This window comes from Dyella nitratireducens, from assembly GCF_014642835.1.
Classification (GTDB): Bacteria; Pseudomonadota; Gammaproteobacteria; order Xanthomonadales; family Rhodanobacteraceae; genus Dyella_B; species Dyella_B nitratireducens.
In genome coordinates this window covers 188,893-211,422 of sequence record NZ_BMJA01000004.1, presented here as the reverse complement: position 1 = coordinate 211,422, position 22,530 = coordinate 188,893, and the positions used below count along the sequence as shown (strand labels likewise).

The following is a 22,530-nucleotide window of genomic DNA, read 5'->3' as shown; positions in this document are numbered from 1 at the left end:
TACCTCCTCAACGATACATAGCCCCTCGCCCCTTTGGGGAGAGGGGTGGGGGTGAGGGGCAAAGGCTTGCCAGAAACATCAATCAAGCCACGACTCCGCACCTGCATAACCTTGCTGCAAGATTTGCCCCTCACCCAACCCTCTCCCCGGAGGGGAGAGGGCTTAGAGGCGGGTGCTTCTTACCTTCAAAATCCTCATGAAAATGATCCAACGCACTCAATACCGGAAACGGCGCCATGCCACCCAGCGCGCACAGCGAACCCGCCACCATCGTCTGGCACAGATCGCGCAGCAACACTTCGTTGCGCGCTTTCTCCGCATCATCACCGGCAACGATGCGATCGATCACTTCCACACCACGCGTAGAACCGATACGGCACGGCGTGCACTTGCCGCACGATTCGATCGCGCAGAACTCCATCGCGAACCGCGCTTGCGCAGCCATATCAACGGTATCGTCAAACACCACCACGCCGCCGTGCCCCACCATGCCGCCGATGGCGGCAAAGGCTTCGTAATCGATCGGCGTATCCAGCTGCGATGCAGGAATGTAGGCGCCCAACGGACCACCGACTTGCACCGCCCGCACAGGACGTCCGCTTGCCGTGCCGCCGCCGTAACCTTCGATCAGCTCGCGCAAGGTAAGTCCGAAAGCGCGCTCCACTAACCCCGTTCGCTTCAGGTTGCCGGCCAGTTGCAACGGCAGCGTGCCGCGCGATTTGCCCGTACCGTAGTCGCGATAGAACGCGGCGCCGCGATCGAGAATGATCGGCACCGTCGCCAATGTAATCACGTTATTGATCACGGTGGGTTTGCCAAACAAGCCCTGGATGGCCGGCAGCGGCGGCTTGAAACGCACCTGGCCGCGCTTGCCTTCCAGGCTCTCCAGCAGCGAGGTTTCCTCACCGCAGATGTAGGCACCGGCACCCATGCGCACTTCCAGATGGAAGGCCTTGCCGCTGCCACAGATGTTGTCGCCGAGATAACCGCGCGCCTTGGCTGTATCGATCGCTGCTTGCAGCGCACGCTGTGCATGCGGGTATTCAATGCGCAGATAGATGTAGCCGCGTGTTGCACCCACTGCCAGGCCGGCGATAGTCATCCCTTCGATCAGCACGAAGGGATCGCCTTCCATGATCATGCGATCGGAAAAGGTGCCGGAATCACCTTCGTCCGCATTGCAGACGATGTATTTCTGATCGGCACTGACATCCAGGCAGGTTTTCCATTTGATGCCGGCCGGAAACGCCGCGCCGCCACGGCCACGCAAGCCCGAATCGGTAACTGCTTGCATGATCGCCGCCGGTTCCATCGTCAATGCGGCAGCGAGTCCGCGATAACCATCGTGCGCCAGATAATCATCCAGGTTGCGTGGATCGACGATGCCGACACGCGCAAAGGTAAGGCGCTGCTGGCTCTTCAACCACGGGATGTCCTCGGTGAGTCCCAGCTTCAAAACATCGTCGCCGCCATGCAGAAAATCGGCATCGAACAGACCCAGTACATCGGTCGGTTGTACGGGGCCATAAGCGACACGCCCCGCGGGCGTTTCCACTTCCACCATCGGCTCCAGCCAATACAGGCCGCGAGAACCATTGCGCACCATGCGCACATCGATATTGCGCGACGCCGCTTCGGCTTGGATCGCCTTGGCGACGGCATCCGCGCCTAGCGACAAAGCGCTGGCATCGTGCGGCACGTAGACGATCGTGCTCATTTGGCCTCCGACAGCAGCCACGCATCGAAGCCTTCCGGCGTCATGCGGCCTTTCAACTCGTCATCCACCATCATGGCCGGTGAGCACGCGCAGTTACCCAGGCAGTAGACCGGTTCCAGCGTGAACGTGCCGTCCGCCGTGGTTTGATGAAAATCCACGCCGAGCCGCTGCTTCACGTGCTGCTCCAGCTTCGTGGCGCCCATCGATTGACAGGATTCCGCGCGGCACAGATAGATGGTGCGCTGGCCGGCCGGATGCGTGCGGAAGTAGTGATAGAAGGTCACCACACCATGCACGTCGGCGCGCGACAGGTTCAACTCGCGCGCGATCAGCGGGATGGCTTCATCGGGTACGTAACCCAGGGAGTCCTGCACGCCATGCAGGATGGGAAGCAAGGCGCCAGGCTGATCCTTCAGCCTGGCGGTCACGTCGAGTACGGCACCGCGGATCCTTTCATCGATCGGTGGCAACGATGCGACGCTTTTTGCGGTTTTCATAACAGGTCGATCCTCAAAACAACGCGGCAGCCTTGCTCAGCGCAATCCAAACGCCAATCAGGAACGGAATGCCGACCAGGGCCCAGGCGACCACGCCCACGATGCCGAAGCTGCCGCGCGCCGCCTGATCGGCATTGGCCACGACATGAGGCGCCTCGTGCTGCAGCGACCGCTCGTGCGCGAGTTCCTCGTCGGTCATATGGTGCGCTTCCTTGACCGGCCTGACCATTAAATTGGCGATAAGGCCAATCAGCAGCAGGCTGGCCAGGATATACAGCGTACGGTCGTACACCAGGTTCTTGGCGACACCGGCATCCAACTGAGCCTGCCGCACAGCGGCAATCAGAAATGGACCGACAACACCCGCTACGGACCAGGCTGTCAGCAAGCGACCATGAATGGCGCCCACCATTTGGGTACCGAAAATGTCGGCCAGGTAAGCCGGCACCGTGGAGAAGCCACCACCGTACATGGAAATGATGATGCAGACGGCGATCACGAACACGCCGGCCATGCCCATGTGCCCCAACGTCGGCAGCGCGCAATAGAGCACGATGCCGAGCACGAAGAACGCCACGTAGGTGTTCTTGCGACCCAGGAAATCAGACACTGACGCCCAGAAAATACGGCCTAGACTGTTGAACAGGCTGAGCAGCCCCACCAGCCCTGCCGCCGCTGCCACGATCGACGCCTTCTGCGCCACCGTAAGCGGCGTGTTTGCATCAATGCCGAGCAAGCGCCCGCCGAACACCTCCTGGAACATCGGGCTGGCCATGGCAAGCACACCGATGCCCGCTGTCACGTTCATGCACAGCACGATCCAGATCATCCAGAACTGCGGCGTTTTCCATGCGCGGTTCAAATGCACGTGCTTGGTCGTGATGAGGCTGCTCTTAACCGCCTCTCCGCTCCACCCAAGTGGCTTCCAACCGACTGGCGGCACCCGGAAACCGAACGCTCCGGCGGTCATGGCAATCACGTAGATCACGCCCATCACGATCAACGTACTGGCTACGCCCGCAATTTCGCCATGCGCGAAGCGCGCCATCAGTGCCACGGCAATCGGCGCACCGATCATCGCGCCGCCACCAAAACCCATGATGGCAAAACCGGTCGCCAGGCCACGACGATCCGGAAACCATTTGATCAAGGTGGACACCGGCGTGATATAGCCCAGGCCAAGACCAATACCGCCGAGCACACCGCAACCAAGAAACACCACCCACAGCTGGTGCATCGACACACCGATACCGCCGATCACCAACCCACCGCCCCAGCACAACGCGGCAATAAAACCGGCCTTGCGCGGCCCGGCATGCTCCAGCCATCCACCCCAGATCGCGGCGGAAATGCCGAGCATGGCGATAAAGGTTTCAAAAATATGCGTGACGGCAGGCACCGTCCAATTGCACGAACCCGCAAACAGCTGCGCAAAAAAACCAAGACTCTCGCAACTCGCCGCTCCCGGCACCAGCTTGCTCATCGGCAGCCAGAACACCGAAAAACCGTATGCCATGCCAATGCACAAATGGATGGCCAACGCTGCCGGCGGCACGAACCAGCGATTGAAACGCGGCCCCGCGATGGTGCGTTCCCTTGCCAACAAACCTGACGTCGTTCCCCCCGACGCCGATACAGATTCAGGCACTACTGTCATGCTCGTCTCCTCATGATTCGCTCGAGACAACCTGTCGCGTCAACGACCTTCTGACTCTAGCTCAAATACATGAGAAGAATGGTTACAAACATGAAAGCTATGAGAGGGTTGCTGCTTCGCAGCATGCCCTACGGATCACTCGTGTGCAGTTTTAGGCAGACGAGATGATCATCGCTGATGCGACAAACATCTGCCGTGCGGATGTGCATCAAAAAATTGCAGCACGTAGACTGGAATGCAATCCCAGCATCAGGGATGCCGAAAGAAAGTTGGGGTTCCATGCCAGCCGGCGCGTAGATGTTTGATCTTTAGCGTACCGTCATTCCGGCGAAGGCCGGAATCCATCTTCGTGCTTGCCATAGATTCCGGCCTTCGCCGGAATGACGGTGAGGGATAGGTGGATTTCCCGCAAGATTCGCCCCTCACCCCACCCCTCTCCCCGAAGGGGAGAGGGAGCTGGCATGTCGCAAGATTAAGGAACATCGTCCGAATCAGCCGGACCTTCTGCGTGGATCTGATTCGCCGCCGGCACAGTGATCGCCTTGATGCCTGCAGCGTGCAGATGCGAATTGAGTGTGGCGAGATCAGCACCACGCATCGACTGCCACTGCGCAACGGCCTTGTCCAGATTCGCCTTGTACTCCGCAAACGCCTGCCGCTGTCCATCGGTCGGCGCGCGATCCGCACCTTCGACATCGGATGCAATGACAGTGAGCGCGTCGTTCATGCCTTCGAGGTTGGTGGAGTTTTCGCTGTCACCGGAAACGAGCGGATCGGTCTTCTTGCGGAAGGCGTCGATCTCCTCTTGCATGGCTTTGTTGCTGCCGAGTTTTTTCTCTGCGTCGTCGAGCTGATCACGCACGCCATCCACTTCACCGTGGGTTTGCCAGACTTGTTGCAGCGCTGTGCCGATGTCCTTCGAGAAAGCCAGGCCTTCGGCAAGTGCGTTCTGGTCGATTGCGACGCGCGGATCAGGCACGACGTTCAACGGCGCGCGATAGGATTTGCCGTTGACGGTGAGCACCACCTGGTATTGACCCGGCAGCGCCATCGGGCCTTCGGGCGTGAGCGGCGTGTCGGAATCCCAGGTGGCGGCGATGCTATAGCCGTAGAGCAAGGCTTCCGGGCGCGGGTAGCGCAAGTTCCAGACGAAGCGATGCATGCCGGCACTGGTGCCGAGTGTTTCCGGCGCGCCGAGCCAGCCTTTCTGGAAGTAACGCTCAGCAGGCAGGTTTTCCGGCTTGTCGGCGCTGGAGAAGTGGCGCACGGTTTTGCCGTCGCTATCGAGAATATCCAGCGTTACAGGGCCTTTCGCGGCGCCGGCCAACTGGTAATCGATGATGGCGCCGGCAGGTGGATTCTGGCCAAGCGGCTCATCGGGCGGTAGCGGCGTGTCTTTGTTTTCGTTCGCGCGCACGCGTACCGCATCCGCGGGTGTGTAGAGCGTAGTCTTGCGCGCGTTATCGGCACTGGCCTGACGCAACGGCGTGATGTCGTCGAGGATCCAGATCGCCCTGCCCTGTGTGCCGGCAACCAAGTCGTTGCCGTGAATGGTCAAATCGCGCACCCATGCGGTGGGTAGATTGCGTTGCAGGGATTGCCAGTGTGCACCGTCGTCGTATGACACATACACGCCGCGATCGGTACCGGCGAAGAGCAGGCCTTCGCGCTGGGTATCGGCGCGCACGACACTGACAAAGTCATCTTCCGGCAAGCCGGCGGAAATATCCGTCCAGGTTTTGCCGTAGTCATGCGTGCGCCACACATGCGGACGGAAATCGTCCTGGCGGTGATTGTCGACAGCAGCGTAGGCAGTGCCCTGCTGAACCGCGGAAAGATCGAGCGAGCTGACGATGCCCCAGTGCGGCAAGTCTTTTGGCGTGACGTTCTGCCAATTCTTGCCGCCGTCACGGGTGAACTGGATGGAGCCATCGTCGGTGCCGATCCAGATTTCGTCGTTGCTGAAGGGTGACGGTGCGATGCTATAGATCACGCCATAGCCACAATCGCGTGCTTGTTGCGCATTGGGGTTGCCTTGGCAACCTTCGGTAGCGCCTTCTTTCTTCGCACTGAGATCAGGGCTGATCACCTCCCAATGCTGACCTTGGTCGGTGCTGCGGAACAATACCTGGGCGCCGAGATAAAGCGCGTACGGCGCCTTGGCGGAAAAAGCGATCGGCGTGATCCACGTGTAGTGATATTTGAAATTAGTGGGGCGCAAGCCATAGCTGCTGACCGGCCACGCGGTGACGTTCTGCACGACACCGGTGCGCCGATCCCAACGCGATACGCGTCCGCCGAGGCCAGAACCGAACACGATGTTGGGATCGTCTGGATACGGCACGTCGTAATCGCGCTCGTCACCGCCGACGGGACGCCAGTCGCGATAGGAAATGGAGCCGTAGTCGCTGCGGCTGGCGATGCCGACCGTGCCGGAATCCTGCTGGCCGGAATAAATCCAGTAAGGGAACTGGTTGTCCGTGGCAAGGTGATAGAACTGGCCGGTGGGTTGGTTGTACCAGCTGCTCCAACTCTTGCCTCCATTAACGGTGACGACGGCACCTTGGTCGCTCGCGGCAATCATGCGCTGCGAGTCGCGCGGATCGAGCCACAGGAAATGGTAATCGTCGCCGCCCGGTGCTCCTTTGAAGACAGTCCAATGCTTGCCGCCGTCGTCGGAACGACGGATGGATTGTCCTGCCGAATAGATGCGATCTGGATCCTTCGGATCGACGGTGATGCGGCTGAAGTAATCGTTCGGCAGCCAGGATTCGTGGCTTTCTACTTGCCACGTAGCGCCGCCGTCATCAGAACGATACAGGCCGCTGTCTTTGTGCGGATCGGCAGAGTTCACCACCGCGTACACGCGATTGCCGCTTGCCGTAGCAATGCCGATGCGCGCCAACGTGCCGCTCGGCCAACCGCCACCGCTGATGCGCTTCCAAGTCACACCGCCATCGGTGGATTTGTACAGGCCACTGCCCGGCCCCGCATTCGGCTGGAAGTACGACAGCCATGGGTAATTGCGCACTTGCCATGTCGCGGCATAGACGACGTTCGGGTTGGATGGATCGGCTGCAAGATCGACAACGCCGGTGTCAGCGTCGACGAAAAGGGTTTGCTGCCACGTCTTGCCGCCATCGGTGGAGCGGTAGACGCCGCGCTCCTTGTTCGGGCCGAAGTAGTGGCCAAGCACGCCGACCAGCAAGCTGTTTGCATCATGCGGGTCGACCAGGATGCGGCCGATGTGCTTGCTCTCGATAAGACCGATGTGCTGCCACGTTTTGCCACCGTCATCGGAACGATACATGCCGTTGCCAGCCGCGACGTCGTAGCGCGCTGCAACCTGTCCGGAGCCGGCGTAGATCACGTTTGGGTTGGAAGGCGCAACGGCGATGGCGCCGATGGGTGCAGTGCGCACGTTGCCGAAGCTCGGCTGCCAGGTGCGGCCGGCGTCGCTCGTTTTCCACACGCCGCCGCCAGCGGTGCCGATGTAGAAAGTATCGGGTTTGGAAGGATCACCCGCAGCCATGGTGGCCCAACCACCACGGAAGGGGCCGACAAGGCGCCACTGAAGGGCATCGCTGGCGTGGTTGGGGGTTGGCGTCGTATCCGCATGCAACGCGGCGGCGCTGGCGAGCACACATGCACAAGCAAGCGCGGAAAGGGGACGGAGGAGAGAGCGTGTCGACATCGTGAACTCCCGCTTCAAGATGGAAATAAGCCCTCTTCACTCCAGGAGAGAGCCATCGTTGTTTTTTTACTCCGTAGGTTGGGGTGTAAACCCCTGCATCTCCCATGCATCCCGATGTTCGGGTTTGCACCCCAACCTACGTTAATACGTCAGCGCAAACCCCGTATACCAAGTTCTGCCAAACGCCGGCTCCAATCCATTCTGCCAAACGCGATCAAAGTAATGCCGATCGCCGAGATTGCTGATCCCCGCCAACAAGCGCAGCGAATGGTTCAACTGCCAATCCGAAGCGACATCCACCACGGTATACGCCGGCATGCGCGCCGGCATATAGGTCAGGCCGCTGCCGTACGATTGATCGGAATCCTGCCAGTACTGTGCCGCTGACGAGACCGCGGTAAGGCTGAGCTTGACGCGTTCGTTGCGCCAGGTAACGCCGGTCTTGATCAGATAGTCCGGTGAAAATGCCGGTGTTTTGCCCACCTGTCCAGGAATGGCGCTGGCGACGAACCTGGCGTTGAGAAGGCTGGCATTGACGAAGGTTTCCAGGTGCTGGCCTTCGGTGGCCAGCTCCGTGGGCGCGAAGAAATCGTAATCGAGTTGCGCTTCCAATCCGCGGCTGCGCGTATCACCCGTATTGACGTAGACGGTGTCGATGGCGTTGATGTACTGCGTTTCGAGGCGATTGCGGAAATTGATCCAGAACACGCTCACGTCGTAATACAAGCCGGTGACCGGCGCACCGTGCACACCAGCTTCCCACGACACCGATTTGGACAATTGCGCGGCATGCCCTTCCAGCAGATTGCTGAAAGGTGGTGCGACATCGAAGAAGCGCAGCGGACGCCAGCCTTGTGAAACATTGAAATACGTTTCGTTGCCGTGACCAAAATCGTTGCCCAGGCCCAGGCCGAACAACGGCAGATGGCGCGTGTCGGTTTCTTTGATCAGCGGGCGTGACAGGAACGGCGGATGCACCGTTTCGTCCACCGAAATGCGTTCGCGCTCCAGGCGTACCGACGGCACGATATGAATGCGATGCGGCAGGCGGAACACGTTCTCGGCAAACACCGAGTTGTATTGCGAATTACGGCGCTGGTTGAGGATCTGCGTGCCGCTGTGGTCATCGCGCGCCACCATCAGGTCCGGACTGCTCCATTGCCGGAACGGATCGCTGCCGTAGTACATCACCGTGCCAATGGTGAAGGCATTGCCATGCCCCCAGTTCTTGCGCAGGCGCACGTCGGCGCCGTAGGTGCGGAAGGCCTCATCCTGCAGCGTGGTGTTGCTCGGCGGCAGTTGGCCCGGCAACGCCGCTTTCGCCGCGCGGCTGACCAGGTCCTGATAGGTGAACCACAGCTTGGCATCCAGCGACCATTGATTGCCGAAATCATGCGTGTGGCCCAGCACCAGCTGATCGCGGTTCACCCAGTCGCGGTTGTACGGCGTGGTGACAGTGCGCGGGTCCTGCTGCCATTGCGTATAACTCAGCCGCCCTGGATCGCCGGATGCAGCACTGATCGCATGAAAATCCAGCCACCACTGCTGGTGGTCGTCCGGTTTGTAGGCCAGGTAGAAGTCGGCCTGCCGATTCTGCGAGCCATCGTTGGCGCGCGTGCCATCGCTATGCACATAACCCGCATCGGCACGAAATGCCCACGCGCCCTGGTTGCGTTCGATCACGTTGTAGCTGGACAACAATCCGTGTTCGCCGACCACGTTTTCAGTACTCATGGTGAGCGGCGTATTCGGCGCCGGGCGCTTGGATACCAGGTTGATCACCGGCGCCGGCTCGGGCCCATAGAGCAGGCTGGAACCGCCACGGATGAGCTGCACTTCAGACAAGCTCTGCGTCATCGGAAACGCATACAGCGTAGGAAAGCCGATCCAATCGCCTTCCATTGGAATGCCGTCCTGCATCACCAGCACGAACTCCGATTCCTGGGGATTGCCGATGCCGCGATAGCTGAAATTGAACTGCGTAGGCGTGGGTTGTTCGGAAACCAGCACACCGGGCGTGCGCGCAAGCGCCTGGTTGAGGTTGTTGCTGACCACCGTGGGCTGGTTTTCCAGATGCGTCACCGTGGTTTTCCTGGTGACGGTGATCTTGGGGCCGTCCACTTCCGGCATCTGGTATTGCAGCTTCGCCTTCTGGTATTTGCGCCAGTCATTGGCGTTGACGTTCACCGCAGGCAGCTTGGTGGTCTTGTGGATGCCAGTGGCTTGATCGCTGTCCTGCGCGAAGGTTGAGACGGAGGCCAGCGCAAGCAACAAGGCGAATGGCAGCGCAGCGTGGCACAACGGCAGCATGCGGGTTCCTGGCAATGGCAAGACAGCCGTGCTTTATCGCGCATGTGACTGCACTTGGCTATATGCCATCGGTTTACCCTTTGGGATCAGCGACGACAGCGCTACAGTGTGGCGACAGCTTCCTTGCCTCTCCGGCGAGAGGGTCAGGGTAAGGGGCAACCTCGCAAGCATGTTGCGCAACCACACGGACGTCATTCCCGCGCAAGCGGGAATCCATTGTTGCTTTGGCACAACGTCCAAGTGGATTCCCACCTATGCTGGAATGACGACACAGAGGGTCACGCGACATGAGCACGCTTGAGGCGAGTGTGTCCCCTCACCCCATCCTTTCCCCGGAAGAGAGAGGGAGTAAACCTCTCCCTGCAAGAGATACCGCCCCGTGCAACTGCGCCGTCTTGCTCTACTCGCCTTCGGCATCACCACAGCCCTTGCCGCTCACGCCACCGTCGATCCGTCCTTGTTCCAGGATCTGCACTGGCGATTGATCGGCCCTTTCCGCGGCGGCCGCGTGCTGGCCGTCACCGGCATTCCCGGCGATGACCGGCATTTCTATTTCGGCGCCGTCGACGGTGGCGTGTGGAAGACCAACGATGCCGGCCGCACCTGGCAGCCGATCTTCGACGCGGAGCACGTTGGTTCGATTGGCGCCATCGCGGTGGCACCATCGCAACCGGATACCGTGTATGTCGGCACCGGCGAAGCAGACATGCGCTCGGATATTGCGCATGGCAATGGCATGTATAAATCCACCGACGGCGGCAAGCATTGGAGCCACATCGGCCTGGACGATAGCCGGCAGATCGCGCGCATCCTGGTCGATCCGCATGATCCCAACCGTCTGTACGTTGCCGCCCTGGGCCATGCCTATGGTCCGAATGCGGAACGCGGCGTGTTTCGCTCCACCGACGGCGGCCAGCACTGGGAGAAAGTGTTGTTCAAGGACAACGACACCGGTGCAATCGACATGGCGTTCAAGCCGGATGATCCGAACACGATCTACGCCTCGCTCTGGCAGACGCGCCGTCCGCCGTGGAGCGTGTATCCGCCTTCGAACGGGCCAGGCAGCGGCTTGTATGTGTCCCACGATGGCGGCTCGCATTGGACCCCGGTCCAAGGCAACGGCTTTGCGGCGCATCCTGGTCGCATCGGCGTGGCGACTGCACTCAGCGATCCCAAGCGCGTCTATGCATTGATCGATGCACCCAATGGCGAAGGCGGCCTCTACCGCTCCGACGATGAGGGCGCTCATTGGAAACATGTCACTGACGATCAGCGCATCTGGCAGCGTGGCTGGTATTTCGACCGCCTGACGGTGGATCCAAAGAACGCCGATCGCATCTATGTGATGAACACCATCGTCTTGCGCTCGGACAATGGCGGCAAGCAATTCATCGCGCTGAAAGGCGACCCGACCGGCGACGATTTCCACGAGATGTGGATCGACCCGACCGATTCGAGCCGGCAGATTCTCGGCATTGACCAGGGCACGCTGATCACGCTCAACGGCGGCGCGACGTGGAGCAGTTGGTACAACCAGCCGACGGCGCAGATCTATCACGTCAGCACCGACAACCGTTTCCCGTATTGGGTGTATGGCGCACAGCAGGATTCCGGCGCGGTGTCGCTGCCCAGCCGCAGTGGCAGCCATGACGGCATCACCATGCAGCAGTTCCACGAACTCACGCCGGGTGGCGAAAGCGACATGATCGCGCCCGATCCGGACGATCACGACATCGTCTATGGCGGACGTGTCGACAAGCTCGACATGCGCACCGAGCAGGTACGCAGCGTCGATCCCACGCTGGCCTATCCCGCTGCACATTACCGTGTGGCCTGGACGCTGCCGCTGCAGTTCTCCAAGCGCGATCACAAGGTGCTGTATTTCGCCAACCAACGCCTGTTCCGCACGGCGGACGGCGGCGAGCATTGGGCGCCGATCAGCCCTGACCTCACGCGCCAGGACGCAGGCGTGCCGCCCAACCTCGATGCGCCGACTGCCGCCGACGACAACCATGTCGACAAGCAACGCGGCGTGATCTACACCATTGCGCCCTCCCCGCTCGATGCGAAGGCTCTATGGATCGGTACGGATGATGGGCTGGTTTGGCGTACCGACGATGAAGGCGCGCATTGGAGCAATGTCACGCCCAGTGCACTGACGCCATGGTCGAAAGTGGGTGGCATCGAGCCCTCGCATTTCAGTCCTGACGTGGCGTATCTCGCCATCGACCGTCATCGTCTCGATGACGACGCACCCTACATCTACCGCACCACCGATGGCGGCAAGAGCTGGCAGCGCATCGACAACGGCATTCCGTCCAACTGCTTCGTCAATGTGGTGCGCGAAGATCCGGTGCGCAAAGGCCTGCTCTACGCCGGCACTGAAAAAGGCATGTTCGTGTCGTTCGACGACGGCGCGCATTGGCAGCCGCTGCAGCAGAACCTGCCGTCGACCTCGGTGCGCGATATCGATGTGCATCAGGATGACCTGGTCATCGCCACGCACGGCCGTGGCTTCTGGATCATGGATAACGTGACGGCGCTGCGCCAGGCAGAAGACACGAGCGCGCAAGCGGTAACGCTGTTCAAACCGCAGGATGCCTACCGTGTGCGCCATCCCGAGTTCACCGGCACACCGATGCCGAAGGACGAACCTCTGGCGGCCAATCCACCGGATGGCGCGATGATCGACTATGCCTTGCCGCAGCACGTCAAAGGCCCGGTCACGCTGACGATCCTGGATGCGCAGAACAACAAGGTGCGCAGCTTCAGCAGCGACGACAAGCCGCCGATGCTCGACCCGGCGAAACTGGAATTCGCGCCGGAATGGGTGCCGATTCCGACGCCGCTGCTTACTACGCCAGGCATGCATCGCTTCGTGTGGAATCTGCGCTATGCCGGCAAGGGCGAAGAAGGACGCCGCCATCAGAAGGATGGCATATGGGCAGTACCCGGCCATTACACGGTGGAGCTGACCGTCGACGGGCACAGCCACCGGCAACCGCTGACCATCAAGCCAGATCCGCGCGTGACCGTTTCGGTGGCGGCGATGCAGCGCGAGTTTGAACTGGCTACCAGGGTGGAGACGTCAGCCGGGCAAGCGGCCAAGGCTAGCGCGGAAGCGAAACAGTTGCTGCAAGCGCTGGATGATCGGCAGTCGCACGCCAGCGGCGCCTTGCATGATCAGATTGCGGCGTTGATGGCGCATGCCTCCGATGTGTCCGGCGTGCCATTGCATGCCGATCCGCGCAATTCCATGGGATCGGATCCTCGTCGCACCGACAGCCTGCGCAGTTTGTCGATGAATCTGGAAAAGCTGCTCGCTGCCGTGGATGGAGCTGACGCCGATCCGAGTTCGGATTCGCAGACGTCTTATGCAACGCTATCGAAGACGCTGGATGCGACGCTTGGTGAATGGCAAAAGCTGAAGCAGCAGGAATTGGCCGCACTCAACGACAAGTTGAAAGCGGCCGGACAAAAGGTGATCACGCTGTAGGTTGGGGTGCGAACCCCAACATCGCGATCCGTACAGGCATGGCAATGTTGGGGTTTGCACCCCAACCTACGGTCTATCGCGCCGCCAACCGCGCCTGCACTTCCGCATAAATCCGCGCGCGCTTCGCGGAAAACCAACCCAGCACGCCGGTCACCGGCATCGGCTGCAAACCAGCCAGGCGCGCATGCGCTACGCGCAACAGATGCGCCCGGTGAAATTCCGCAAACACGTCCGCCAGCGCCGGCGTCTGGAACGGTGCTTCCACGAATTCGTCCATCACGGTGCCAAGCACTGCCGCGGCGCGCCGCGCAATCTCGGTATTGGCTTTCACGATGCTCGCGTCATTCGACGGCACGTGGTAAGCACCTTCGATAGCGCACGCCAGCCGATGAAATTCAGTGGCATGCAAGGGCCGGCAATAGATCGGCGTTTTTGCGCGGGCCAGCAGCCACGCCTGATCCACGCGCGTGAGCGCACCGGAGTTGTTGGTGGCGATATCCAGTGCATCGTTATAGCCGTAGGCATATTCGCCCATCAGTTCGATGGCCAGCTCTTCGCGCACCATCGGTTCCGCACGACGCACGCCATCACGCCCGTACCAGCGGATATATTCAGGCGTGACCTGCATAAAGCTGCCGCGCGGCGGACGATTGAACAGCCGCTCTTCCACCTCGCCGTGAACCTGCGGATGCACCGCCTTCATGCCGGACGCGCGTGCCGCCAGCACGCGATCCATCAGCACTTCGGCCGTGACCAGTTCATGGTGGTAATCGCCATACAGACTGTCGTCATCGACGTGGGCGAAGTACACGAAACGAATATGCCGCACCACACGCAAAGCGCGTCGCGCCCGCTTGGCGGGATCGTACAAGCGGCGCTTCCACGCACGGCCATCCTGCATGGTGTGGGCACCATGCGCCGACGGCAAGTCGCTGAGCAAACGACCCACTTCGCGATCGGAAACGTGAGCGATATTCACCGTGCCGCCATTTAATGAACGAGTCGAACTATCCGATTCACACACACCGACATCCTCGAACTGCGGGCGCACGGCCACCCAAGCCGCTACCCGGCGCATTGAAGAATCCCGTTGCCTTGCCCACGCATGGCCAAACGCGGCCACGCGCGCAGGAGCAAACGCTCCTACACGCTGTAGACAGCCTTGCGAATACCTTCGCGGTGAACGGATCAGCCGGTGGGGAAAGCCGGCCGATGCCTCAAACTCCTTGCGCCAGGAACAGCTCGATTTGCTGGAACCGAATCATTCGGCACGAACGCCGACGCGTTCATGGCGAGATCCGTATGCATCGAAAGCCATCGTGAAATCCGTCGCGAATGCCAGAGGGGGAATTGCTTCGCTGGATTGCACTCGCTTATGCGCTGCACCGTGGGGACGGCAAGCAGGCACACGCGCCCTGGGAAGCGCGCATTATAGCGAGAACCAGATCACAAACGTTAAATGCATGACCTATGGCCCATGCTTTTTTAAAGCATACGTATGTATCGGCCAAGTACATTAATCGGCTAGCTGATCGGCGGCCCTTTCAGCTCCACCATGTTGCCTTGTGGATCAAAGAGATAAATGGAAGGGCCTTCGCCCTTGGCGCCATAACGGCTGCCAATTTCACCTACCCGCACACCATGCTCCTTCAAGTGCGCCACGATGGCGGTTTCGTCGTAACCGGCCACGCTAAGGCACAGGTGATCCATGTTGTGCCCTTCCGTTCCTGGCCCCTTGCCACCGTAGCGGCCGAGCTTGCCGTCGATGCTGACCAGGTCGATCAGCGAATGGCCGGCGCGTAGCTGCACCAGGCCGAGCTCGTCCTGGCGGCGCTCAACGGTGCAGCCAAGCACGTCGCAATAGAACGCCTGCATGGTTGGCATGTCGTAGGCGCGCAGGACGATGTGGTCGAGTTGCTCGAGGCGGAAAGGTGGCTTGTTCATATTTTCTGATCTCGCCGCTATGAGTGGTGGTGCGAGGTATATAATCACCGCCTTGACGTACATGGTGGGAGAAGCGGGCAAATACCCGCTGCCGAAGGCGCAACGCCCGTAATCGCTCAGGCCCCATACCGCCATCTACCCAAGACTCTGGAGAGACCGGTTGAATCCGGCGCCGAAGGGGCACGAAGACAGGGTTTATCGAACCCGGCGCTTCCAAACTCTCAGGCAAAAGGACAGAGGGGCGCCCCGCGTGCGGCCTGCACGTTTTCTTCGGACGCCCTTGCCCATGACTCAAGCACCTTCATCTCCCTTGGCTTCCCCCTCGCTGCGCGATCTCGAGCACCACGACGCTTTCATCGAGCGCCACATCGGCCCCAACGATGCCGAAATCGCGCAGATGCTGCACGCGATCGGCTACGACTCGCTCGAAGCGATGACCGACGCGATCGTGCCCGGCCAGATCAAATCCAAGGCGCCGCTGGCGTTGCCGGCAAGCATCACGGAAGAAGAAGCGCTGGCGAAGATCCGCACCATCGCGCGCAAGAACAAGGTGTTCAAGAACTTCATCGGCCAGGGTTACTACGGCACGCTTACGCCGAACGTCATCCTGCGCAACATTCTTGAGAACCCCGCGTGGTACACGGCATACACGCCGTATCAGGCGGAGATCTCGCAGGGCCGCATGGAAGCGCTGATCAACTTCCAGACCATGGTGGCCGACCTCACCGGCATGGACATCTCCAACGCCTCGCTGCTGGACGAAGCCACCGCGGCAGGCGAAGCGATGACGCTGGCCAAGCGTTCGGCGAAGTCCAAGAGCAACGTGTTCTTCGTTGCCAACGACGTACATCCGCAAACGCTGGAAGTGCTGCATACGCGCGCTGACGGCATCGGCATCGAGCTGCATCTGGGCGAACCGGCGGAAGCATCCAGTGTGGATAGCTTCGGCGTGCTGCTGCAGTACCCGAATACGTATGGCCAGATCCGCGACTATCGCGCCGTGGCCGATGCAGTCCATGCACGCGGCGGCATCGTGGCAGTCGCCACGGATTTGCTTGCATTGACGCTGATCGCCTCGCCCGGTTCGTGGGGCGCCGATATCGTGATCGGCAACAGCCAGCGCTTCGGCGTGCCGTTCGGCTTCGGTGGCCCGCACGCGGCGTACCTTGCTTGCCGCGATGCCTACAAGCGTTCCATGCCGGGACGCTTGATCGGCGTATCGGTGGATGCGGAAGGCAAGCCGGCTTACCGCCTCACGCTGCAGACGCGCGAACAGCATATCCGCCGTGAAAAGGCCACCTCCAACATCTGCACCGCACAGGTGCTGCTGGCAGTGATGGCCAGCATGTACGCGGTGTACCACGGCCCGGATGGCTTGAAGCGCATTGCATACCGCACGCACCGCTTTGCCGCCATTCTTGCCGCTGCACTGCGCCGCGCCGGCCTGACGGTAAGCAGCGACTTCTTCGATACGCTGCACATCACCAACGTCGATGCGGATGCGATCCACGCCAAGGCCGCCAGCGCCGGGCTGAATCTGCGCCAGATCCACGGCCAGAGCGTGGGCATCAGCCTGGATGAAACCACCACGCGCGCCGACGTGATGGCGCTGGCCGCACTGTTCAGCGCCGAGATCGTCGATATCGACGAAGCAAACACCACCACGCCGGACGAACTGCCCGCCGCACTGCTGCGCAAGGAAGCCTTCCTGCAACATCCGGTATTCAACACGCATCACAGCGAACACGAGCTGTTGCGCTACATGCGTTCGCTATCCGACAAGGACCTTGCACTGGATCGCACGATGATCCCGCTGGGCAGCTGCACGATGAAGCTCAACGCCACCGCAGAGATGATTCCGGTGACGTGGCCGGAATTCTCCAGCATCCACCCGCTCGCACCCGGCGACCAGACGCAGGGCTACAAACAGCTGATCGATGAGCTGGAAGCGATGCTGGTGGAATGCACCGGCTACGACTCGGTGAGCCTGCAGCCGAACTCCGGTGCGCAAGGTGAATACGCCGGCCTGCTCGCCATTCGCACCTACCACCGCTCGCGGGGCGAAGATCAGCGCGACATCTGCCTGATTCCGGAATCCGCACACGGTACCAATCCGGCTTCCGCCCAGATGTGCGGCATGACGGTGGTGGTCACCAAGTGCGACAGCAACGGCAACGTTGACGTCGAAGACATCCGCGCCAAGGCCGAGAAATATTCCGATCGCCTCGCCGCACTGATGATCACCTACCCCTCCACGCACGGCGTGTTCGAGGAAGACGTGGTGCGCATTTGCGAGATCGTGCACCAGCACGGCGGCCAGGTGTACACCGACGGCGCCAACATGAATGCGCTGGTCGGCCTGGCCAAGCCGGGCAAGTGGGGCTCGGACGTCTCGCACCTCAACCTGCACAAGACCTTCTGCATTCCGCATGGCGGTGGCGGCCCGGGCGTCGGCCCGTGTGCGGTGAAGTCGCACCTCGCGCCCTTCCTGCCGCGCACGCTGGGCGGTGAAGGCAAAGTCGGCATGGTGAGCGCAGCGAGCTTCGGCAGCGCCAGCATCCTCCCGATCTCCTGGATGTACGTCACGCTGATGGGCCAGCAGGGCCTGCGCAAAGCCACGCAGGTTGCGCTGCTCAATGCCAATTACATCGCCAAGCGTTTGGCGTCGCATTACGAAACGCTGTACACCGGCCGCAACGGCCTGGTGGCGCACGAGTGCATTCTCGACTTGCGCCCGCTCAAGGACAGCACCGGCATCAGTGCCGAAGACGTGGCCAAGCGCCTGATCGATTTCGGCTTCCACGCGCCGACGCTGAGCTTCCCCGTGGCCGGCACGCTGATGGTGGAACCGACCGAAAGCGAATCAATGTATGAGCTGGATCGCTTTATCGACGCGATGATCCAGATCCGCGACGAAATCCGCGCGATCGAAGACGGCCGCCTGGATCGCGAGGACAATCCGCTGAAGAACGCGCCGCACACCGCCACCATGGTCACCGGCACGGAGTGGACGCATGCCTACCCGCGCGAGCTGGCCGCCTTCCCGCTGCCGAGCCTGAAGTTGCAGAAGTACTGGTCGCCGGTGGCGCGTGTGGACAACGTCTACGGCGACAAGAACGTGATGTGCGCGTGCATTCCGGTGGATGCGTACAAGGAAGAGGCAGAGGCGTAAGCCACCCTGTCATCCTTTGCAAAAACCCCGCTCAATGCGGGGTTTTTTGTAGGTTGGACACTATGCGCGACTGACACCCAGGACACCAAGGTTGTCCATGCATGTCGCAGGCATTTTGATCTTGCCATGCGACTTTCTTAGCTTTACCCCAGAACTATGTGTCATCTATGTGAACGCCGTAGTGACGCGAAACCATAGATGGAAACGACAATCGATGCGCTACCTTCCCCAGGCATTGCGGCGGTTGTCGTCGCCAGCGTAATCTGAACCTACAAACCCGAGCCTTTATGGGGAAGGCTACCGTGCTATGAGCACCTCATCCTGGGGTTTTGACCCAGTCCAGGTCTTCGAACGCATTTCCGAAGCGCTTGCGGCGGTCGACGAGCAGTGGCGCTATACCTATCTGAATACCCAGGCCTGTGCATTGCTGGGGCGCGATGCCGAGGAACTCATCGGCAAGCGTGTGGGAACCGAGTTTCCAGACGGCATCGGCCAGACCATCCGCCAGGCATGTGAAAGAGCCGTGAAGAACCAGGTAGCGGTATCGTTGAGCATCCTGGCTCCGTCTCGCCAACGATGGCTTGAGTACCGCATTTATCCGGCTGGCGATGGCGCAACGATTTATTTTCGAGACGTCACCGAGCAAAAGCTGGCCACCCAAACACAGCAGCACGATCAGCAAGTTTTTGCCCGCGCGCAGGAGATTGCGCATCTCGGCAGCTGGGAGTGGGACATTGCGACCAATCGCGTCACGTGGTCCGACGAGCTTTATCGCATCTACGGAATATCCCCCGGCGAACACGAGGCGACGTTCGAAGGTTATCTGGCACGCGTGTGTGAAGACGATCGCGCGCGAGTCATGGGTATCATCAAGCAGTCGCTTGCAGACCATCAGCCCTACGAATTCGAAGAGCGCATCGTTCATCCGAACGGTGCCATGCGCACCCTGCTCAGTCGTGGCGCGGTTCATGTGGACGACCACGGGCAGCCGGTTCTCATGCTCGGTACCTGCCAAGACATTACCGACCGCAAGCGTGCGCAACGGCTTGCCATAGGACAGCATGACATTCTGGTAGGCGTGGCTGCACAACATCCGCTCATGGACAGTCTGGAACGGATTGCACGCTTGCACGAAGAACTCAATCCCGGCGCGCTGTGCTCCATTTTGCTGCTGGATGAAAGCGGGAGCTACGTGCTTCACGGTGCTGGACCAAGTCTTCCCACCGCCTATAACGCCGCCTTGAATGGATTGGCCATTGGCGACAAGCGAGGCTCCTGCGGAACAGCAATCTGGCGCCGCGAACGCGTCGTCGTAGCAGACATCGCCACCCATCCCTATTGGGAAGAATTCAAAGGACTGGCTCTGGCATATGGGCTCATGGCGTGCTGGTCCACACCCATCTTCGGCAGCGGCGGCCAGGTGCTCGGCACCTTCGCCGTGTATTACCGCGAAAAGCGCGAACCGCAGCAAGAAGAACTCGAGAGCATCGACCGGATGGTACCGGTGGCCGGCGTGGCGATCGAAAGTGCGCGCCTCATCAACCGTCTTCGCGTGCGCGACAGCTTCTTCGAAATGTCGCTGGAGTTGTTCTGCATCATCGATCCAGCTACCGAGCGATTGGTGCAGTTCAACCCGTTCCTGCAGCGGCTTACGGGGTATTCCACTGAGGAGCTTGCCAGCCGAACCTATCGCGAGTTATTTCACGCCGACAGCCGAGAGCCGTTATTCAACGAAGCAGGACACAGTATTCACGAATTTGTCAGTGGTTGTGGATGCAAGGACGGCAAGAAATGCGTACTGGAGTGGATGTCCTTCGCGGCGCCCGATGGATTGGTCTACGCCGTCGCGCGCGATATCACCGAGCGCCGCCAGATGGAGGCGAACCTTGCCTATGCCTCATCGCACGACGCCATCACGGGGCTTCCGAATCATCCGTTGTTCGAACAGGAGCTAGGCAAGATTCTGCACGATGGGGCGCCACCTGTTTCCGTCTTCGCCATTGGATTGGACCGCTTTCGCGTCGTCAACGAATCGGTCGGCCATCTGGCCGCAGATGACGTACTTAAGTGCCTCGCCGTTCGTCTCCAATCCGTGGTGCAACATCTGGGACAAGTCGCGCGTTTTGCCGGGGACCAATTCGTCATAGCCATCATCGGCCTCGATCCAGCCGGTGCTCGTGTCATGGCGGAAAAGCTACGCACGGTCATTGCCGAGCCGCTTGAGGGCGAGAATTATCGTCTGCTGCTTACCGCCAGCGTTGGTATCAGCCGTTTTCCTGATCACGGGCGCACTCCCGAGGAACTGCTGCGTCGTGCCGAAGCGGCGATGATCCAGGCCAAGCGCGATGGGCGAGACCAGGTGGCAGAGCTTACCCGCGCGCAGATGATCGAACTGGAAGACCGGGTTACGCTTGGATCTCATCTGCGCGACGCCGTAAAGCGCGGTGAATTGGAACTCTATTATCAACCGCAACACCGCGCTGCCGATCTGGAATTAACGGGATTCGAGGCGTTGTTGCGCTGGAACAGCCCGCGGCTGGGGTTCCTGCTGCCGGGGCGGTTTATCCCGATCGCCGAAGCACTTGGACTGATGCCAGAGATCGGCGACTGGGTGCTCCATACTGCCTGCCAGCAAATGCGCACGTGGCTCGATCAAGGACATGGCAATTTCACCGTCGCCATCAACGTGTCGGTACAGGAGCTCAAGCGCCCCGGTCTCGCCGAGCGCGTGAGCGAAGCGCTGCAACGACACGCGGTGCCGGCGGCGATGCTGGAAATCGAAATGACCGAGAGTTCCGTCATGGAAGACGTGACGCGCGCCCGGCACACGCTGACCAGCCTCAAGAACCTCGGCACGCGCCTGTCACTGGATGATTTCGGCACGGGATATTCCAGCCTTTCGTACCTGCGCCTGTTCCCGATCGACAAACTGAAGATGGACCAGAGCTTTGTCCGTCATCTGCCAGGTGAAACCAGGGATGCCGCGATCGTCCGCACCATCGTGATGCTTGCCCACCAACTGGATATGGAAGTCGCAGCCGAAGGCGTGGAAACCCATGCGCAGGCGATGCTTCTGACGGAGATGAGATGCGATGGCTTGCAGGGCCATTACCTTTCGGAAGCATTGCCGTTTCGAGCGGTAGAAAACTACTTTCGCGCTACGCGTGTCGCCGGGCAAAGCGGTGTCGGATCGGGGGGCTGAGGCATGGCCATGTTGGGGTTTGCACCCCAACCTACTGGCTAATTGCTGCCGCCGGCTGCCTTGGCAGGCGCATCGACCTGCCGCAACGACCCTACCGTGACGTGTCCTGTCCATCCCTCGAAGACGGTGTCAGCCTGGCGGTCAATCGTCGTGACCACTTGTTGTACCGGTGGGCAATTGGCTGGATCGACCGTCTGCCGATCGAGCGTCGACATGCCTTCCAGGCAGACCTGATTGTTGCCCATGTTCATGCGTGCCAGCCACTTCATGCCCTCGATGTAGCGTTCCTCGGCGCGCTTGGTGGCGGTCGCATCACCGTAGATCGGCCGCATCTTTTCCAGCAGATCATCCGCAGCGCGGCGCTCGGCCTGGGTCGATACCTTATGGAGCTCTTCGTAAGGCGCCTGGAAGCGCGAATTCGGCCGCTCCGACGCGAGCGCAAGCCATGCCAACGCAAGCGCACGATTTCGTGGCTGGTGATCGCCGTTCAGCGCCATCACGGCCAGCACATATTGCGCGGGTTTGCTGGCCCAGCTCGCGGCCGTGGTGAAGAAACGTACCGATTGGCCGTAGTTGTGCTGGCCGTAGGTGAGACCGCCGAGGCAGTAGTAATAGTCACCCGGCAGGAAACGCTCTTCACCGATGACGCAGTGTGCGGCGGCAAGGTCCGCATCGGTGGGCACGTAGCCGGCACTGCTTGACGACGCAGGGGTTTGGGGTTCCTGCGCTTGAACCCATGCTGCAATCGGCATGCTCAAGCATAAGGCGATGGTGGTGCTCCAGAATCTCTTGGACATGCAAACTTTCCCTGTATCCATGAAGAATAAAAACGCAGTGCCAC

Annotated in this window: 11 protein-coding genes and 1 riboswitch; of the genes, 3 read left to right on the top strand and 8 right to left on the bottom strand. The window is 60.6% G+C overall.

Features of this window, described 5'->3' with window-relative positions; translation table 11 throughout:
• Positions 1-130: 130 nt before the first annotated feature.
• The 5 genes from IEX75_RS19710 to IEX75_RS19690 all read right to left on the bottom strand — a co-directional run bounded on the left by IEX75_RS19710 (position 131) and on the right by IEX75_RS19690 (position 9,875).
• Entirely contained in the window at positions 131-1,717 is a 1,587-nt protein-coding gene (locus IEX75_RS19710) for a formate dehydrogenase beta subunit (RefSeq protein ID WP_188796955.1), read from the bottom strand.
• On the bottom strand, positions 1,714-2,214 hold the full coding sequence (locus tag IEX75_RS19705; protein WP_188796953.1) for a formate dehydrogenase subunit gamma: 501 nt from the start codon (positions 2,212-2,214) through the stop codon (positions 1,714-1,716). The genes IEX75_RS19710 and IEX75_RS19705 overlap by 4 nt, the downstream gene beginning before the upstream one ends.
• A gap of 13 nt (positions 2,215-2,227) precedes the next feature.
• The gene (locus IEX75_RS19700) at positions 2,228-3,871 is read right to left on the bottom strand and encodes an OFA family MFS transporter (RefSeq protein ID WP_188796951.1); all 1,644 of its coding nucleotides are present in this window, start codon (positions 3,869-3,871) and stop codon (positions 2,228-2,230) included.
• A 472-nt stretch (positions 3,872-4,343) separates the two neighbouring features.
• Positions 4,344-7,565, bottom strand: coding sequence for a WD40/YVTN/BNR-like repeat-containing protein (locus tag IEX75_RS19695; protein WP_188796949.1), 3,222 nt, complete (start codon positions 7,563-7,565; stop codon positions 4,344-4,346).
• A 141-nt stretch (positions 7,566-7,706) separates the two neighbouring features.
• Positions 7,707-9,875, bottom strand: a complete 2,169-nt coding sequence (locus tag IEX75_RS19690) for a TonB-dependent receptor family protein (protein ID WP_188796947.1) — start codon at positions 9,873-9,875, stop codon at positions 7,707-7,709.
• A 379-nt stretch (positions 9,876-10,254) separates the two neighbouring features.
• Here IEX75_RS19690 and IEX75_RS19685 point away from each other — a divergent pair, with 379 nt between their 5' ends.
• Positions 10,255-13,371, top strand: a complete 3,117-nt coding sequence (locus IEX75_RS19685; protein ID WP_188796945.1) for a WD40/YVTN/BNR-like repeat-containing protein — start codon at positions 10,255-10,257, stop codon at positions 13,369-13,371.
• Between the two features lie 73 nt (positions 13,372-13,444).
• Here the strand turns inward: IEX75_RS19685 and IEX75_RS19680 are convergent, their stop codons facing one another.
• Positions 13,445-14,449 carry a hypothetical protein gene (locus IEX75_RS19680; protein WP_188796944.1) on the bottom strand — a complete coding sequence of 335 codons (1,005 nt, stop codon included), beginning with the start codon at positions 14,447-14,449 and terminating at the stop codon, positions 13,445-13,447.
• Between the two features lie 446 nt (positions 14,450-14,895).
• A complete protein-coding gene (locus IEX75_RS19675) occupies positions 14,896-15,315 on the bottom strand; it encodes a VOC family protein (RefSeq protein WP_188796943.1) in 420 nt (139 codons plus the stop codon).
• Between the two features lie 137 nt (positions 15,316-15,452).
• Positions 15,453-15,562, top strand: a riboswitch (glycine riboswitch).
• Between the two features lie 39 nt (positions 15,563-15,601).
• Between IEX75_RS19675 and gcvP the strand changes: the two genes are divergently transcribed.
• A complete protein-coding gene (gene gcvP / locus IEX75_RS19670) occupies positions 15,602-18,487 on the top strand; it encodes an aminomethyl-transferring glycine dehydrogenase (RefSeq protein ID WP_188796942.1) in 2,886 nt (961 codons plus the stop codon).
• A 307-nt stretch (positions 18,488-18,794) separates the two neighbouring features.
• The gene (locus tag IEX75_RS19665) at positions 18,795-21,689 is read left to right on the top strand and encodes a sensor domain-containing protein (protein WP_188796941.1); all 2,895 of its coding nucleotides are present in this window, start codon (positions 18,795-18,797) and stop codon (positions 21,687-21,689) included.
• A 38-nt stretch (positions 21,690-21,727) separates the two neighbouring features.
• Here IEX75_RS19665 and IEX75_RS19660 read toward each other — a convergent pair whose 3' ends face one another.
• Positions 21,728-22,486 carry a hypothetical protein gene (locus IEX75_RS19660; RefSeq protein WP_188796940.1) on the bottom strand — a complete coding sequence of 253 codons (759 nt, stop codon included), beginning with the start codon at positions 22,484-22,486 and terminating at the stop codon, positions 21,728-21,730.
• Positions 22,487-22,530 lie beyond the last annotated feature (44 nt).